Source organism: Thermus sp. H19.2 (assembly GCF_054979525.1).
Genome location: NZ_CM143429.1, coordinates 29,680 through 43,278 on the forward strand (window position 1 = coordinate 29,680; position 13,599 = coordinate 43,278).

Below are 13,599 nucleotides of genomic sequence, written 5' to 3' on the forward strand. Positions count from 1 at the left end.
CCCGGACGGGCGCTAAGTACCCCGCCGCGGCGAAAGCCGCGGCGGGGGCCCCAAAGGAGCCTTCTCCTGACCCCCTTTCGGGTGTCCCATGTTGCGAAACCAAAGTGCGGGCACTTAGCCCACGGGAGATCTTCCCCCGTCGGAACCCTCGGGCCCTCGAGGCAACCCTGGGCTACGGCCGGGCCCCGCCCTCCCCTTGTGGTACCTTGAGGGCAATGTTCCGCGTGGGCATCCTCACGGTTTCCGACAAGGGCTTCCGCGGCGAGCGGGAGGACACCACCCACCTGGCCATCCGGGAGGCCCTGGAAGGAGGGCCTTACGAGGTGGCGGCCTACGAGCTCGTGCCCGACGAGCCCCCCATGATCAAGAAGGTCCTCAGGCTTTGGGCAGACCGGGAGGGCCTGGACCTCATCCTCACCAACGGGGGGACGGGGCTTGCCCCTCGGGACCGGACCCCCGAGGCCACCCGGGAGCTTCTGGACCGGGAGGTCCCGGGCCTCGCCGAGCTCATGCGCTTGGTGGGCCTCCGGAAGACCCCCATGGCCGCCCTCTCCCGGGGGGTGGCGGGGGTGCGGGGGAAGACCCTGATCCTGAACCTCCCCGGAAGCCCCAAGGGGGCCCGGGAGTCCCTGGAGGCGGTCCTTCCCGTCCTGCCCCACGCCCTCTCCCTGGTGACGGGCAAGCCTTGGAGGGAGGGGCACCATGAGTAGGGTGCCCGAGCCCTCGGTCTTCCTGGTGGTGGACGAGGCCAAGCGGAAGGCCCGGGAAAGGGGCGTGAGGCTTTTGGACCTCTCCATCGGCTCCACCGACCTCCTTCCCCCTAGGGCGCCCTTGGAGGCCCTCCGGCAGGCCCTGGAGGACCCCTCCACCTACGGCTACTGCCTGAGAAGCTGCACCCTTCCCTTCCTGGAGGAGGCGGCCCGCTGGTACGAGGGCCGCTACGGGGTGGGCCTGGACCCCAGGCGGGAGGCCCTGGCCCTCATCGGAAGCCAAGAGGGCTTAGCCCACCTCCTCCTCGCCCTCACGGAGCCCCATGACCTCCTCCTCCTCCCCGAGGTGGCCTACCCCAGCTACTTCGGGGCGGCCCGGGTGGCCTCCTTGAGGACCTTCCTCATCCCCCTAAGGGAGGACGGCCTCGCCGACCTGAAGGCGGTCCCGGAAGGCGTGTGGCGGGAGGCCAAGGTCCTCCTCCTCAACTACCCCAACAACCCCACGGGGGCCGTGGCCGACTGGGGCTACTTTGAGGAGGCCCTGGGCCTGGCCCGGAAGCACGGCCTCTGGCTCGTCCACGATAACCCTTACGTGGACCAGGTTTACGAGGGGGAGGCCCCTTCCCCCCTGGCCCTCCCCGGGGCCAAGGAGCGGGTGGTGGAGCTCTTCTCCCTCTCCAAGAGCTACAACCTGGCGGGCTTCCGCCTGGGCTTCGCCCTGGGGAGCGAGGAGGTCCTTGCCCGCCTGGAGCGGGTGAAAGGGGTCGTTGACTTCAACCAGTACGCCGGGATCCTGCGCATGGGGGTGGAGGCCCTGAAGACCCCTAGGGAGACCACCCGGGCCTACGCCCGGGTCTACCGGGAAAGGGCCTTGGGGATGGCCGAGGCCCTAAAGGGGGCCCTAAGCCTCCTCCCCCCCAAGGCCACCATGTACCTCTGGGGGCGGCTTCCCGAGGGGGTGGACGACCTGGAGTTCGCCCTGGGCCTCGTGGAGCGGGGGGTGGCCCTCGCTCCGGGCCGGGGGTTTGGGCCCGGGGGCGTGGGATGGGTGCGCATCGCCTTGGTAAGGCCTCTAGAAGAGCTTTTGCGGGCGGCGGAAACCCTTCGGGAGGCGCTGAAGCTCGGGTGGCCTTAGCCCGCCCGCAGGCCCAGGAGGAGCCCCCCCACGAAGCTCGCCCCGAAGGGAAGGTTGTAGGTCAGGGTGGAAAGGAGCCTCTCCCAGAGGCTTTGCAGACCGGGCTGCCGAAGGAGGGGCTCCACGTCTTTCTGGATGCGGGTCCAGTCCACCTGAACGTAGCCTCCCTGGGCCAGAAGCTGGAGGGCCACGAAGAGGAGGCCGAGGAACAGGGCCAAAAGGCGGCCCACCTTTTTGAGGGCGTAGCCCACGGCGTAACCGGCGAGGCCGCCGAAGGTCATCTGCCCGAGGTAGGGGGTGAGGTCGGGCAACTCCACGGCTTCCACCCTAGCGCGGAGGAGGCGGGGGGGCAAGCGGCCCGGGGCGCCTCGGAGGTTAGGCGCCCTTAAGCCCCAGGAGGCCGGCCTCCCGCTTCATGGCCTCGAGGACGAAGGCCATGTGCTCCTCCAAGGGCACCCCGAGCTCCTCGGCTCCAAGCCGGATCTCCTCCCGGTTCACCCCCTTGGCGAAGGCCTTGTCCTTGAACTTCTTCTTGAGGCTGGGGAGCTCCAGGCCCAGGATGGACCGGTCCGGCCGCACGTACACCGCGGCGGTGATGAGGCCCGTGAGCTCGTCCACGGCGAAGAGGGCCTTGGCCATGAGGGTCCTGCGCGGGGTGCCGGTGTAGCTGGCGTGGCCCAGAATGGCCTCCAGGACCTCCTCGGGGTAGCCCAGGCGCCTAAGCTCCTCCACGCCCCGGTAGGGGTGTGCCTCGGGGTGCTTCTCGTAGTCCATGTCGTGGAGGACGCCGGCCATGGCCCAAAGCTCCTCCTCCTCCCCGAAGCGCCTTGCGTAGGCCCGCATGGCCACCTCCACCGCTCGCATGTGCCGCCTCAGGGACTCGCTTTCCGTCCAGGCCTCCATGAGGGCCAGGGCCTCCTCAAAGCTCGGCATGTCCTAAAGTATAGCCATGCGCCTCGGCTACGGCGAGGACAGCCACCGCCTAGAGGAGGGAAGGCCGCTTTACCTCTGCGGCCTCCCCATCCCAAGCCCCGTGGGGGCCTTGGCCCACTCCGACGGGGACGCCGCTTTGCACGCCCTCACCGACGCCCTCCTTGCCGCCTACGGCCTTGGGGACATCGGCCTCCTCTTCCCCGACACCGACCCCCGCTGGCGGGGCGAACGGAGCGAGGTGTTCCTCCGGGAGGCCCTCCGCCTGGTGGCCGAGCGGGGTGGGCGGCTTTTGCAGGCGAGCCTGGTCATCACCCTGGACCGGCCCAGGCTCTCCCCCTACCGGGAGGCCTTGGTGGGGAACCTGGCCCGGCTTCTGGGCCTCCCGGAGGAGCGCGTGGGCCTAGGCTTCAAGACCTCGGAGGGCCTGGCGCCTTCCCACGTCCAGGCCCGGGCGGTGGTGCTTTTGGATGGTTGAAGGCCTGGTTTGGCTCGGCACCTTGGTCTTCGCCGCCACCGGGGCCCTCAAGGGGGTGGAGAAGGGGTTTGACCTCTTGGGGGTTCTGGTCCTGGCCACGGTGACCGCCGTGGGGGGCGGGTCCATCCGCGACGTCCTGGTGGGCACCCTGCCCCCCACGGCCCTCAGGAACGAACCCCTTTTGTGGAGCGTGGTCCTCACCGGGGTTCTGGTCTTCCGCTTCCACCCCCGGGTGCAGGCCCTGGGGCCTTTCATCTACTACCTGGACACCCTGGGCCTAGGCCTCTTCGCCGCCTTGGGGGCGGAAAGGGGCCTTCAGGCGGGCCTTGGCCCCTTTGGCGTGGCCCTGGCGGGCACCCTTTCCGGGGTGGGGGGTGGGGTGTTGCGGGACGTCCTTTCCGGGGAGGTGCCGGGGATCCTCTACCGGGCGGGGGACCTTTACGCCTCGGCGGCCTTGGTGGGGGCCTTGGTGGCCTACGCCCTCCACGGAAGCCACCCGGAAGGGGCCCTGTTCCTGGGAGCCCTGACCACGGTCTTCCTCCGGGTCTTCGGGCGGAGGCTCGGCCTCCGCCTCCCCACCCCCAGGTGAGGCCTACTTCAGCTTGGCCAGCTCCTGGCGGGCCCTTTCTTGGTCGTAGCGGTCGGCGGCGGTCTTGGCGGGAAGGGAGAGGGCCACTTCCAGCTGCTTCCTGGCCTCCTCCTTCTTCCCCCAAGCGGCCAGAACCCGGGCGTACTCCACCCGGTGGATGATGCCCTCGGGCTCCAGCTCAATGGCCCGCCGCATGAGGGGCTCCACCTTGCCCCCATCGGCCCCTTGGGTGGCGGCCACCAGCCAGCCTTTCTGCACCAGCTCAAAGTGCCAGAGGGCCAGGGCCACCATGGCCCCGGCGTGGTCCGGCTTGAGCTTCAGGGTCCTTTCCAGGTCGCTCCGGATCCTGGGGGCCAGGCCCTCCGCCAGGGCCTCGAGGATCCCCTTGTACTGGGATAGCCTTCCCAGGGCCCGAGCCCGTTCAAAGTAGCCCTCCGGGTAGTCGGGGTCCTTGGCGATGGCCTGGGAGGCGGCCTTTTCCGCCCGCTCAAACCAGGGGCGCTTCTCGGCGTCCTTGGCCTGGTACATGGCGTAGAAGCTGGCGCCCTTGGCCGCCAGGGCCAGGGCCTCGGGGGTAGAGAGCTTGAGGCCCATCTCGTAGGCTTCCTGGAAACGCCCGGCGTCCACCAGGGCCTCCACCTGGGGGGCCTGGGCCAGGGCCAAGGAAAGAAGGCTCGTCAGGAGGATAAAGGGGCGCTTCATGGGCTTCACCCGGGGGGATTATACCCGGTCCAAAGCCCGGGACAAGGGGTGGGCGTAAACTGGAGAACATGAGGCTTATCCTGGGGTTGGCGTGGGTGTTGGGCCTTCTGGGCCTGGCCCAGGGGGCGGAGGAGTATTACGCCCGTTGCGAGCGCCTCTACCAGCAGGGCGCCCTGGAAAGCGCCCAGGCCACCTGTGAGCTGGCCCTGGTGGGGGACCCCGAGTACCGGCCCGCCCTGCGCCTTCTTATCCGCATCCACTTGGAGAAGAGGGACGTGGCCCAGGCCGGGGCCTACCTGGAACGCCTGGGGGAGGATCCAGAGGCCCTTCCCCTTCGGGGAAGGCTTCTCCTCTTGCAGGGGAAGCCGGGGGAGGTCCTCAGGCTTTCCCTGCCCGAAACCCCGGAGGGGAGGCTCCTTCGGGCCTTGGCCCTCGAGGCCCAGAACCGCTTCGAGGAAGCCCTCCAGGAGGCCCGGGGCCTTCCCCCCACCCCGGAGGTACGCCTTCTTCTGGCCCGGCTCCACCTGGCCTTGGGGAACCCCGAGGCGGGGCTGGCCGCCTTGGGGTCCACCCTGGAGGAGCGCCTAGAGCGGGGCCGCCTCCTCTTCCTCTCGGGGAGGCCGAAGGAGGCGGTGGCCCTTTTGGAGGGGGTCCTGCCGAACCTTTCCGGCCGCCCCGACCTCCAGCGGGAAGCCCTTTCCACCCTGGCCCTGGCCTACTTCGGCCAGGGGGACTGGGCCCGGGGGCGGGCGGCCTTAGGGCAGCTTTCGGGGCTTGTGAACCTTCCCGGGCTTCTCCTCGCCTGGGTGTGGCCCTGGCTTTTGGCCTTCGTGGCCTTTTTGGTCCTGGTGGTCCTGGGGGAAAGCCGCATTGAGCCCCTGCGCACGGTGGAGGTGGTGGAAAACCCCCTACCGGGGCCAGGGGGCCTCTACCTTCTGGTCCTCTTGGCCCTGGCCTTGGCCCTGGGGGTGGCCCTTTTCCTGGGCAAGGCCCTCTTCGCCAACCTCCTGGCCCTCTTCACCCCGTACCAGAAGGCCCAGCTTCTCCCGAGCTTCTTTTTTGTGTACGGGCTCTTCCTTTTTGGGGGGCTTCTCCTCTGGCAGAGGCGGCGCCTTCCCCAGGTGCTGGGGCCCCTCGAGGGCTGGGTGGAGGGCTTCTGGGTGGGGCCGGCCCTGGTCCTGGCCCTCTTCGCCTACGGGCTGGTGCGGCCCTTCCTGGGGTTTCCCACCTTGCCCCTACACCTCCTGGTCTTTCTGGGCCTGGCCCTTATGGAGCCCTTCTTCCGGGGCCTCGCCCCTTGGGTCTTTGGGGAGCGCTACCGGGACCTGGCCACCTACCTCTCCGCCCTTTTCTTCGCCCTGGCGGTGCCCGGCCCCACCTTCCTCCTCCTCCTCTTGGGAGCCGGGCTCCTTTGGGCCAAGGAGCGGGCGGGAAGCGTGGTGGGGGTGGCCTTGGGTTGGGTGGTGGCGGGGGTGGTCCTGGCCCTCTTTCCCCCCACCTGGTTGCGAAGGTTCTAGATGAGGCCGGTCTTCTTCCTCTCCGACTTCGGCCTGCAAGACCCCTACGTGGGGGTGGTCAAGGCGGTGCTCCGGGAGAGGGCCCCGGGGGTGGAGGTGGTGGACCTGGCCCACGACCTTCCTCCTCAGGACCTCCGGCGGGCCGCCTACGCCCTCTTCGAGGCGCTCCCCTACCTGCCGGAAGGGGCCGTCCTCCTGGCGGTGGTGGACCCCGGGGTGGGAACCTCCCGGCGGGCGGTGGCCGCCTGGGGAAGGCGGTGGTACGTGGGCCCGGACAACGGCCTGTTCACCCTGGCCTGGCTCCTGGACCCCCCTAGGAAGGCCTTTCTCCTGGAAGGCCTCCCCCCGCCTTCCCCCAAAGGGGTCCTGCCCCCTCCCGGCTGGCGCCCGGGAGAGGCCACCTTCCACGGCCGCGACCGCTTTGCCCCGGCGGCGGCCCACCTGGCCTTGGGCCTTTCCCCTGAGGGCCTGGGGAGGGAGGTGTCCCCGGAAAGCCTCCTCCGCCTGCCCCTGGCCTTGAGCCAGGGTCCCCGGGGGGAGGTCCTCACCTTTGACCGCTTCGGCAACGCCATCACCACCCTGCTCCGGGCCCCCTTGGGCGGCTGGGTGGAGGTGGCGGGAAGGCGGCTTCCCATCCGGCGCACCTTCGGCGAGGTGGCCCCGGGGGAGGCCTTGGCCTACCTGGGGAGCGCCGGGCTCTTGGAGATCGCCCTTAACGGGGGCAGCGCCCGGGAGGCCCTGGGCCTAAAGGAGGGGATGCCCGTGGAGCTCCTCTAGAGGTCCTGGGCCAGGCGGGCCAGCTCGGCGAGGAACTCGCTGGCGGTGAAGTCCAGGCTCACCGGGGTGAGGGAGATGTACCCCTGGCGCACCGCCCAGAGGTCCGTTCCCTCCTCCTCTTCCCCCACGGGGGTGCCGGCGATCCAGTAGTAGGGGCGGCCCTCGGGGTCCAGGCGCTCCACCACCCGGTCCTCAAAGCGGTGGGTGGAAAGCCGGGTCACCCGGACTCCCCTGGGGGCCCCGGCGGGAAAGTTCACGTTGAGGAGGACCCCTTTGGGAAGGCCCCGCTCCACCACCTTCCTGGCGATGCGCACCGCCCACTCCGCCGCATGGGCGAAGTTCGGCTCTTCCGCGGTGTCCAGGCTGAAGGCGATGGAGGGGATGCCCAAGGAGGTGCCCTCGAGGGCCGCCGCCACCGTGCCCGAGTGGGTGAGGTCCAGGCCCAGGTTCACCCCGATGTTGATGCCGGAGACCAAGAGGTCCGGCCGCCCGAGGAGGTGGACCCCCAGGACCACGCAGTCCGCCGGGGTGCCGTCCACCCGGTAGGCGGGGATCTCCCCGAAGCCGGCGCTTTGCGTGTGCTTGAAGCGCAAGGGGCGGCGGACGGTGATGCCGTGGCCCACCGCCGACTGCTCCACGTCGGGGGCCACCACGTACACCTCTCCCAGGGCCCGCATGGCTAGGCCCAAGGCCTTGATGCCGGGGGAAAAGATGCCGTCGTCGTTGGAAACGAGGATGCGCATGCCTTAAGCCTAAAAGAAAGGACCCCCTTTAGGGGGTCCTTTCCGGGCCACCGGCTTTAGATGCGGCGGACCTTCTTGGCCTGGGGGCCCTTGCCGCCCCGGCCGGGCTCCACCTCAAACTCCACCTGCTCCCCTTCGTTCAGGGTGCGGAAGCCATCGGCCTCAATGGCCGTGAAGTGCACGAACACGTCGGGACCCTCTTCCTGTTGGATGAACCCGTAGCCTTTTTCCGCGTTGAACCACTTGACGGTACCCTTCTTCATGTTTCTCCTTCATCCCGAAAACCCGCATGGCTTTCCAGGGACTCCTTACTATCCCACGCCTTCAGGGGAAAGTCAAGCCCCCCCTTGAAGGCGGCCTCCATGGGATAGAATTCCCTCGTGCCCGGCCTCGCCTTCGCCGAAAGGACCCACCCCGGCCTCAAGCGCTCCAAAAACGAGGACGCCGTGGGCCACCTCCTCACCCCTTGGGGCGGGGTCTTCGTGGTGGCCGACGGGATGGGGGGGCACCGCACCGGGGAGGTGGCGGCCAGGCTGGCCGTGGAAAGCATCCTCGGCCACTTCCAGGAGGCTGAGCCCTCCCCCAAGGCCCTCCTGGAGGCCTTTGAGCGGGCCAACGCCCGCATCCACCAGGAGGCCCAGCGGCCGGAAAACCGGGGCATGGGCACCACGGCCACCTGCCTTCTCCTGGACCTGCCCTACGCCCTGGTGGCCCACGTGGGGGACTCGAGGGCCTACCTCCTCCGGGGGGAGGAGTTCGCCCTCCTCACCGAGGACCATTCCTGGGTGGCGGAAAGGGTGCGCCAAGGCCTCCTCACCGTGGAGGAGGCCCGGACCCACCGCTGGCGCAACGTGATCACCAACGCCTTGGGCTCCTTTCCCCAGGCCCGGGTGGACCTGCTGGGGCTTAAGCTCGCCCCGGGGGACACCTTCCTCCTCTGCAGCGACGGGCTTTCTGGGGTCCTGGAGGACCGGACCCTCAAGGAGGTGCTGAAACACTTCCCTCCCGAGGAGGCCGCCCGGCGCCTGGTGGAGCTGGCCAACGAGTGGGGGGGGCCCGACAACATCAGCGCCATCGTGGTGAGGGTGCCGGAGGAGCTCCCCCAGTCCACCCGCCCCTACGCCCTACCCCTGGAGGCCGCCCGGGGAGCCCCGGTGCGCCTCAAGCTCGGGGAGGAGCCCGAGGAGCTCCCCACCCAGGTCCTGGAGCCCAGGAGGCCCGGGCTGGGTTGGCGGGACTTCCTTCTCATCCTGCTCTGGATCGTGGTGGTGGCCTACATCCTCCTGGGCTACTTCCGCCCCTGAGCCTGCTAGACTTCTAGGGGTATGGAGCGGACCTTCGTGATGGTCAAACCCGACGGCTTCCGGCGCGGCCTGGTGGGGGAGATCCTCGCCCGCTTTGAGCGCAAGGGTTTCCGGCTGGTGGGGCTCAAGCTCTTGAAGATCTCCCGGGAGCTTGCCGAGCGGCACTACGCCGAGCACCGGGAGAAGCCCTTTTTCCCCGGCCTGGTGAGCTTCATCACCTCGGGGCCGGTGGTGGCCATGGTCCTGGAGGGCCCGGGAGTGGTGGCCGAGGTGCGGAAGATGATGGGGGCCACCCACCCCAAAGACGCCCTCCCCGGCACCATCCGGGGGGACTACGCCACCACCATTGACGAGAACGTCGTCCACGGCTCGGCCACCCTCGAGGACGCCGAGAGGGAGATCGCCCTCTTCTTCCGCCCCGAGGAGCTGCTTTGAGGACCCCGGTGCGGGGGGGCCTTTCCGACTGCTAAGTGCCCGCACGTTGGTTTCGCGAGATGGGATGCCCGAAAAGGGCTTTTTTGGGGCCCCTACCGCGGCGAAAGCCGCGGTGGGGTACTTATACCCCTTTGGCGCGAATCCTTCGCCCAAGCCCGAGTACGGAAGCCCTGCGGGCCTTTTTGGCCGGGGCCCCCATGCTGGCTTGGGCCAGCATGGGGTGGTATTAGGCCCCTACCCTTCCTCCGGCCCCTGGGGGAGGGTTTGGGCCCGTAGGCGTTCCCAAGGGAAGTCGTCCAGGGGGTAGAAGCGGTCCGCCTGCTGGGCCAGGCGGTGGGAGGAGAGGGCGTGGAAGGTGGTGTTCTCCACCTGCTTGCCCATGTCCTGCACCACCCGCACCACCTCGGCGAAGTCCCCGTCCCCGGAGACCAAAACCGCCACGTCGTAGGCGTCGGCGTAGGCCAGGCGCAGGATGTCGATGGCGATCTGGATGTCCACCCCCTTCTCCACGAAGCCGTCTGCCCGCCGTTCCAGCCTTCCCAGGCGCACGGCCACGTAGGGCACCCGCTTCAGGTAGTTGAGGAAGCTCTGGTGGGCCTTGGCGGCGGGGTCTTCGGGGGGGAGGGGGGCGTTATAGTAGTAGGCCCGAAGCAGCTTCCTCCCGGCGGTGAGGAGGGTGATGAACTCCACGAAGTTCAGCCGGTAATCCGAACCCAGGTGCTGCACCAGCCCCTTGTAGAGGTTGGAGCCGTCGATAAATATGGCTACCCTTTCCATACGGGCCCGCCCCTTCCCGGGCACCCTCAGTTTATCCCCTAAGGGTGAGAAGGTTTATAGCCCACCGCTCCTTTGAGCGGTGGGGGAGGGTATACCGCTTTCGGCTTAGCCCTTTTCGGGCAGGCAAATCCTACCACGCCTTTCCCATGAGCGCAAGATGAGGGAAGAAAATGCGCTCTAAGAGCGCTTTTTTTGCGTTTCCGCGTACACGTCGCGGAAGACGCCGGGGATGGGGGCGTGGGGCTTGTGGACCCGCACCCGCACGGCTTGGAGGCGGGGAAAGGCCTCCATGAGGGCTTCCGCCAGGTGGTCTGCCAGGGCCTCTATCAGGTAGAAGCGGCGGTGGCGCACCGCCTCTTCCACCAGGGCGTAGACGGCGGCGTAGTCCACGGTCTCCTCGAGGCGGTCCCCCCTGCCCTCAAAGGGCACGGTGAGCCAGAGGTCCACCACGAAGCGGGCCCCAAGCCGCCCCTCCTCGGGCATGACCCCGTGGCGCCCGTAAAACTCCAGGCCCAAAAGGGCGATCTCCCCCATCCTCACCTCCTAGGCCGGGCCGGGGTGGGGGGCGGCGAGGGCCTTCCAGACCGCCAGGGCCTCCCGGTGGGCCCCCACGTCGTGCACCCTAAGAAGCCTCGCCCCCTTCTGCACCGCGTAGAGGTGGGCGGCCACCGTGCCCAAAACCCGGTCCTTGGGCGCTTCCACCCCGGTGAGCTCCCCGATGGTGCGCTTGCGGGAAAGCCCCACCAAGACGGGGTGGCCCAGGGCCACGATCTCCTCCAGGCGCTTAAGGAGGGCCAGGTTGTGCTCCAGAAGCTTGCCGAAGCCAAACCCAGGGTCCAGCACCACCTGGGGCACCCCCGCCTTGAGGGCCTTCTCCGCCTGGGCCTGGAGGAAGGCTTTCACCTCGGCCACCACGTCCCGGTAGCGGGCGTGGGCCATCATGGTGGCGGGGTCGGGCACCGGCATGTGCATGACCACCGCCGCCACCCCGAAGCGGGCCGCCAGAGCCACCATCCGCTCGTCCCTAAGCCCGGTGACGTCGTTTAAAAGATGGGCCCCGAGCTTTAGGGCCTCCTCGGCCACCTCGGGCTTGCGGGTGTCCACGCTCACCGGCACCCCGAGCTCCAGCACCGCTTCCAGGACGGGAAGAAGCCGCTTCTTCTCCTCCTCCACGGGCACCGGCCTCGCCCCGGGCCGGGTGGACTCCGCTCCCAGGTCCAAAAGGTCCGCCCCCTCCTCCACCAGGGCCTTGGCCCGGGCCAGGGCCTTTTCCGGTTCCAGGTAGAGGCCCCCGTCGGAGAAGGAGTCGGGGGTGAGGTTGAGGATCCCCATGAGCCGGGGCTCGGAGAGGTCCAGGGTGCGGTCCCTAAGCCAAAGCACGCCCGGATTATAGTGGAGGCGAGGAGGTGAAGAATGCGCCTTCTGGCGGCGGTGGATCTGGGAGGGACCCTCGAGGCCGTGGTGGAAAGCGCCCGCTTCCTGGAAAGGGGCCTCGGGATGCCCGCCTTGCTGCTCCACGTGGTCCCCTCGTCCTACTGGGAGGCCTTGGTCCGGCGCTTCCCCCACCTGGCGCCCCAGGTGGAGGAGGCCTTGCGCCTGGCCGAGGCCGAGGTGGAAAAGGCCCTTGCCGACACGGGCCTCCCCGTCCAGGTCCTTCGGGGTTTTCCCGCCCAGGCGGTGGCGGCGGAGGCCCTTAGGAGCAAGCTGGTGCTCCTGGGCCGGGGGGGCGAGGCGCCCCTCGAGGCCTTGGCCAGGGGAGGGCTCGCCCGCTACCTCCTCCACCGCGGGGAGGCACCCCTCCTCCTCTTGCCCAAGGCCCTTACCCATGTGCGCCGCATCGCCGTGGGCCTGGACGATAGCCCCGCAAGCCTGGCCGCCTTCCGGATGGCCGAGGCCTGGGGCAAGGCCCTGGGGGCGGAGGTTTTGGGCCTCCACCTGGTGAGCGGGGAGGGGGGGTGCTGCTTCCCCACCTACTTGGACCCGGCGAGGCTTTCCGCCCAGGAGGTCCTGGAAAGGGCCAGGACCCACCTAGAAGGCCTTCTTCGGGCCAGCGGGGCGGTGGAGGTCTTTTGGGGAGAAGAAGAGCTGGACCTCCTGCGGCTCGCCGAGGCCCGGGGAGCGGACCTTCTGGTGCTGGGTTCCAAGGCCAAAAGCTCCTTGCGCCACCGTTTGGGGCGGATGGTGGAGGCCCTCGCCCCGCGAAGCCCCCTGCCCCTTTTGGTGGTCCCGGAGGCCGCGGTCTGGTAAGGTGGGGCCCATGCGCCACGGGCCCGGCTGGTTCCTCGCCCTTTCCGCCTACTGGTTCGCCACCAGCTTCAAGTGGTTCCTGGTCCTTCTGGTCCTCCTTCCGGCCAAGGTGGCCGAGCTTTCCCCGCCGGAGGAGAAGGCCACCCGCCTGGGCTTCCTCTTCGGCCTGGGGGCGGTGATGGCCATCCTGGGCCCGCCCCTCATGGGCTACCTTTCGGACCGCTTAGGGCGGCGGAGGCCCTTCCTCCTTTGGGGGAGCCTCCTCACCGCCTTAGCCCTTTGGCTTTTGGTCCACGCCCCGAGCTACGGGGCGCTCCTTGGGGCTTACCTCCTCCTGCAACTCGCCGACGACCTGGCCACCGGCCCCTACTCCGCCCTCATCCCCGACCTGGTGCCCAGGGGGGAAAGGGGCCAAGCCTCGGGGTACATGGGGGTTTTGCAGGTCCTGGGGCAGGTGCTGGGGGGAGCGGTGGGCTTTGGGCTACCCCTGGCGCCGCAGGCCTACCTGGCGGCTCTGGTGAACCTCCTGGGGGCCGCCTTTAGCCTCCCCTTGGTCCCCGACCGCCTGCCCCAGGCCAATCCCCGCCCCTTCCTGGCCACCGTGGCCGCCCCTTGGCGCGACCGGGACTTTCTTCTCGTCTACCTCACCCGCTTTCTGGTCATGCTGGGCTTCTACCTGGCCCAGACCTACCTCCAGTACTTCCTGGCCGACGTGGTGGGGGTCTTCGCCGCCTTGGGGCGGGTGCTCACGGAGGAGCCCTTCCAGGCGGTGGCCCTTTTGGGCCTCCTCATCTCTTTAGGGGCGGCTTTGGCCAGCGTGCCCGCGGGGAAGGCCTCGGACCGCTTGGGCCGCAAGCCCCTCATCTACCTCTCCGGGGCCGGGCTTGGGCTTTTGATGCCCTTTATTCTCCTCTTCCCCCACTATGAGGCGCTCCTTTTTCTCTCCCTCTTTTTCGGCCTCTTCTACGGGGTGTACCTGGCGGTGGACTGGGCCTTGGTGGCCGATGTCCTCAAGGACCCCGAGGCCCACGCCACGGACATGGGCCTCTGGCAGACCTCCATCGTGGTGCCCCAGGTGCTGGCCGGGGCCTTTGGCCGCCCTTTGGACCTCCTGAACGCCCGGGAGCCCGGGCTGGGTTACGGGGTGCTCTTCCTCCTGGGGGGGATCTGCTTCCTCCTGGGGGCCTTTTTGGTGGCGGGCATCCGTCGGGCCCGTTGAGTCCCGGCTTCCCCAAGGGTTTCCGCCCCTACCTGG

18 protein-coding genes are annotated in these 13,599 nt (G+C 69.0%); 10 read left to right on the plus strand and 8 right to left on the minus strand.

The window, feature by feature from the left end:
• The first annotated feature begins 215 nt into the window (after positions 1–215).
• On the plus strand, positions 216–710 hold the full coding sequence (locus tag ACY5J6_RS00130; protein WP_054638008.1) for a molybdenum cofactor synthesis domain-containing protein: 495 nt from the start codon (positions 216–218) through the stop codon (positions 708–710).
• Entirely contained in the window at positions 703–1,845 is a 1,143-nt protein-coding gene (locus tag ACY5J6_RS00135; protein ID WP_462845431.1) for an aminotransferase class I/II-fold pyridoxal phosphate-dependent enzyme, read from the plus strand. Before ACY5J6_RS00130 ends, ACY5J6_RS00135 begins: the two co-directional genes overlap by 8 nt.
• Here the strand turns inward: ACY5J6_RS00135 and ACY5J6_RS00140 are convergent.
• Together ACY5J6_RS00140 and ACY5J6_RS00145 are read right to left on the minus strand one after the other, a co-directional pair.
• Positions 1,842–2,162 carry an FUN14 domain-containing protein gene (locus tag ACY5J6_RS00140; protein ID WP_462845432.1) on the minus strand — a complete coding sequence of 107 codons (321 nt, stop codon included), beginning with the start codon at positions 2,160–2,162 and terminating at the stop codon, positions 1,842–1,844. The two genes, ACY5J6_RS00135 and ACY5J6_RS00140, sit on opposite strands and share 4 nt — an antisense overlap.
• Before the next feature lie 58 nt (positions 2,163–2,220).
• Positions 2,221–2,778: an HD domain-containing protein gene (locus ACY5J6_RS00145; protein ID WP_462845433.1), complete on the minus strand. Its 558-nt coding sequence runs from the start codon at positions 2,776–2,778 to the stop codon at positions 2,221–2,223.
• 16 nt (positions 2,779–2,794) lie between these two features.
• Between ACY5J6_RS00145 and ispF the strand changes: the two genes are divergently transcribed.
• Complete coding sequence (ispF, locus tag ACY5J6_RS00150; protein ID WP_462845434.1) at positions 2,795–3,253, plus strand: 2-C-methyl-D-erythritol 2,4-cyclodiphosphate synthase; 459 nt, start codon at positions 2,795–2,797, stop codon at positions 3,251–3,253.
• Positions 3,246–3,842, plus strand: a complete 597-nt coding sequence (locus ACY5J6_RS00155) for a trimeric intracellular cation channel family protein (protein ID WP_462845435.1) — start codon at positions 3,246–3,248, stop codon at positions 3,840–3,842. Before ispF ends, ACY5J6_RS00155 begins: the two co-directional genes overlap by 8 nt.
• 3 nt (positions 3,843–3,845) lie before the next feature.
• Here ACY5J6_RS00155 and ACY5J6_RS00160 read toward each other — a convergent pair whose 3' ends face one another.
• The gene (locus ACY5J6_RS00160) at positions 3,846–4,544 is read right to left on the minus strand and encodes a hypothetical protein (RefSeq protein ID WP_462846541.1); all 699 of its coding nucleotides are present in this window, start codon (positions 4,542–4,544) and stop codon (positions 3,846–3,848) included.
• A gap of 68 nt (positions 4,545–4,612) precedes the next feature.
• Between ACY5J6_RS00160 and ACY5J6_RS00165 the strand changes: the two genes are divergently transcribed.
• Together ACY5J6_RS00165 and ACY5J6_RS00170 are read left to right on the plus strand one after the other, a co-directional pair.
• A complete protein-coding gene (locus ACY5J6_RS00165; protein WP_462845436.1) occupies positions 4,613–6,061 on the plus strand; it encodes a tetratricopeptide repeat protein in 1,449 nt (482 codons plus the stop codon).
• The gene (locus tag ACY5J6_RS00170; RefSeq protein ID WP_462845437.1) at positions 6,062–6,838 is read left to right on the plus strand and encodes an SAM hydrolase/SAM-dependent halogenase family protein; all 777 of its coding nucleotides are present in this window, start codon (positions 6,062–6,064) and stop codon (positions 6,836–6,838) included.
• On the opposite strand, the gene surE is transcribed toward ACY5J6_RS00170, so the two are convergent.
• Positions 6,835–7,581, minus strand: coding sequence for a 5'/3'-nucleotidase SurE (gene surE / locus ACY5J6_RS00175; protein WP_462845438.1), 747 nt, complete (start codon positions 7,579–7,581; stop codon positions 6,835–6,837). The genes ACY5J6_RS00170 and surE overlap by 4 nt on opposite strands.
• A gap of 56 nt (positions 7,582–7,637) precedes the next feature.
• Positions 7,638–7,844 (minus strand): cold-shock protein, encoded by a 207-nt coding sequence (locus tag ACY5J6_RS00180; protein ID WP_053768577.1) that lies wholly within the window; start codon positions 7,842–7,844, stop codon positions 7,638–7,640.
• Positions 7,845–7,961: 117 nt separating this feature from the next.
• On the opposite strand from ACY5J6_RS00180, the gene ACY5J6_RS00185 reads away from it, so the two are divergent.
• Entirely contained in the window at positions 7,962–8,885 is a 924-nt protein-coding gene (locus tag ACY5J6_RS00185) for a protein phosphatase 2C domain-containing protein (protein WP_054638414.1), read from the plus strand.
• A 21-nt stretch (positions 8,886–8,906) separates the two neighbouring features.
• Positions 8,907–9,320: a nucleoside-diphosphate kinase gene (ndk, locus tag ACY5J6_RS00190; protein ID WP_054638415.1), complete on the plus strand. Its 414-nt coding sequence runs from the start codon at positions 8,907–8,909 to the stop codon at positions 9,318–9,320.
• A 234-nt stretch (positions 9,321–9,554) separates the two neighbouring features.
• Here ndk and ACY5J6_RS00195 read toward each other — a convergent pair whose 3' ends face one another.
• From ACY5J6_RS00195 to folP, 3 genes are all read right to left on the minus strand, one after another.
• Positions 9,555–10,097 (minus strand): NYN domain-containing protein, encoded by a 543-nt coding sequence (locus ACY5J6_RS00195; protein WP_054647335.1) that lies wholly within the window; start codon positions 10,095–10,097, stop codon positions 9,555–9,557.
• A gap of 177 nt (positions 10,098–10,274) precedes the next feature.
• Positions 10,275–10,631: a dihydroneopterin aldolase gene (gene folB, locus ACY5J6_RS00200; RefSeq protein WP_462845439.1), complete on the minus strand. Its 357-nt coding sequence runs from the start codon at positions 10,629–10,631 to the stop codon at positions 10,275–10,277.
• Positions 10,632–10,640: 9 nt separating this feature from the next.
• Positions 10,641–11,477 carry a dihydropteroate synthase gene (gene folP / locus ACY5J6_RS00205; RefSeq protein ID WP_462845440.1) on the minus strand — a complete coding sequence of 279 codons (837 nt, stop codon included), beginning with the start codon at positions 11,475–11,477 and terminating at the stop codon, positions 10,641–10,643.
• A 33-nt stretch (positions 11,478–11,510) separates the two neighbouring features.
• Between folP and ACY5J6_RS00210 the strand changes: the two genes are divergently transcribed.
• Entirely contained in the window at positions 11,511–12,344 is an 834-nt protein-coding gene (locus ACY5J6_RS00210; protein WP_462845441.1) for a universal stress protein, read from the plus strand.
• A 10-nt stretch (positions 12,345–12,354) separates the two neighbouring features.
• Complete coding sequence (locus ACY5J6_RS00215) at positions 12,355–13,563, plus strand: MFS transporter (RefSeq protein WP_462845442.1); 1,209 nt, start codon at positions 12,355–12,357, stop codon at positions 13,561–13,563.
• The last annotated feature ends 36 nt before the right edge of the window (positions 13,564–13,599 follow it).

Excerpts from the sequence above, each read along its gene's own strand:
- ACY5J6_RS00145 (WP_462845433.1), bottom strand. The coding sequence starts at position 2,778 with ATGCCGAGCTTTGAGGAGGCCCTGGCCCTCATGGAGGCCTGGACGGAA.
- ACY5J6_RS00160 (WP_462846541.1), bottom strand. The coding sequence starts at position 4,544 with ATGAAGCGCCCCTTTATCCTCCTGACGAGCCTTCTTTCCTTGGCCCTG.
- ACY5J6_RS00170 (WP_462845437.1), top strand. The coding sequence starts at position 6,062 with ATGAGGCCGGTCTTCTTCCTCTCCGACTTCGGCCTGCAAGACCCCTAC.
- ACY5J6_RS00130 (WP_054638008.1), top strand. The coding sequence starts at position 216 with ATGTTCCGCGTGGGCATCCTCACGGTTTCCGACAAGGGCTTCCGCGGC.
- ACY5J6_RS00210 (WP_462845441.1), top strand. The coding sequence starts at position 11,511 with ATGCGCCTTCTGGCGGCGGTGGATCTGGGAGGGACCCTCGAGGCCGTG.
- ACY5J6_RS00195 (WP_054647335.1), bottom strand. The coding sequence starts at position 10,097 with ATGGAAAGGGTAGCCATATTTATCGACGGCTCCAACCTCTACAAGGGG.
- ndk (WP_054638415.1), top strand. The coding sequence starts at position 8,907 with ATGGAGCGGACCTTCGTGATGGTCAAACCCGACGGCTTCCGGCGCGGC.
- ACY5J6_RS00155 (WP_462845435.1), top strand. The coding sequence starts at position 3,246 with ATGGTTGAAGGCCTGGTTTGGCTCGGCACCTTGGTCTTCGCCGCCACC.
- ACY5J6_RS00135 (WP_462845431.1), top strand. The coding sequence starts at position 703 with ATGAGTAGGGTGCCCGAGCCCTCGGTCTTCCTGGTGGTGGACGAGGCC.
- ACY5J6_RS00180 (WP_053768577.1), bottom strand. The coding sequence starts at position 7,844 with ATGAAGAAGGGTACCGTCAAGTGGTTCAACGCGGAAAAAGGCTACGGG.
- ACY5J6_RS00215 (WP_462845442.1), top strand. The coding sequence starts at position 12,355 with ATGCGCCACGGGCCCGGCTGGTTCCTCGCCCTTTCCGCCTACTGGTTC.
- ACY5J6_RS00165 (WP_462845436.1), top strand. The coding sequence starts at position 4,613 with ATGAGGCTTATCCTGGGGTTGGCGTGGGTGTTGGGCCTTCTGGGCCTG.
- surE (WP_462845438.1), bottom strand. The coding sequence starts at position 7,581 with ATGCGCATCCTCGTTTCCAACGACGACGGCATCTTTTCCCCCGGCATC.
- folB (WP_462845439.1), bottom strand. The coding sequence starts at position 10,631 with ATGGGGGAGATCGCCCTTTTGGGCCTGGAGTTTTACGGGCGCCACGGG.
- ispF (WP_462845434.1), top strand. The coding sequence starts at position 2,795 with ATGCGCCTCGGCTACGGCGAGGACAGCCACCGCCTAGAGGAGGGAAGG.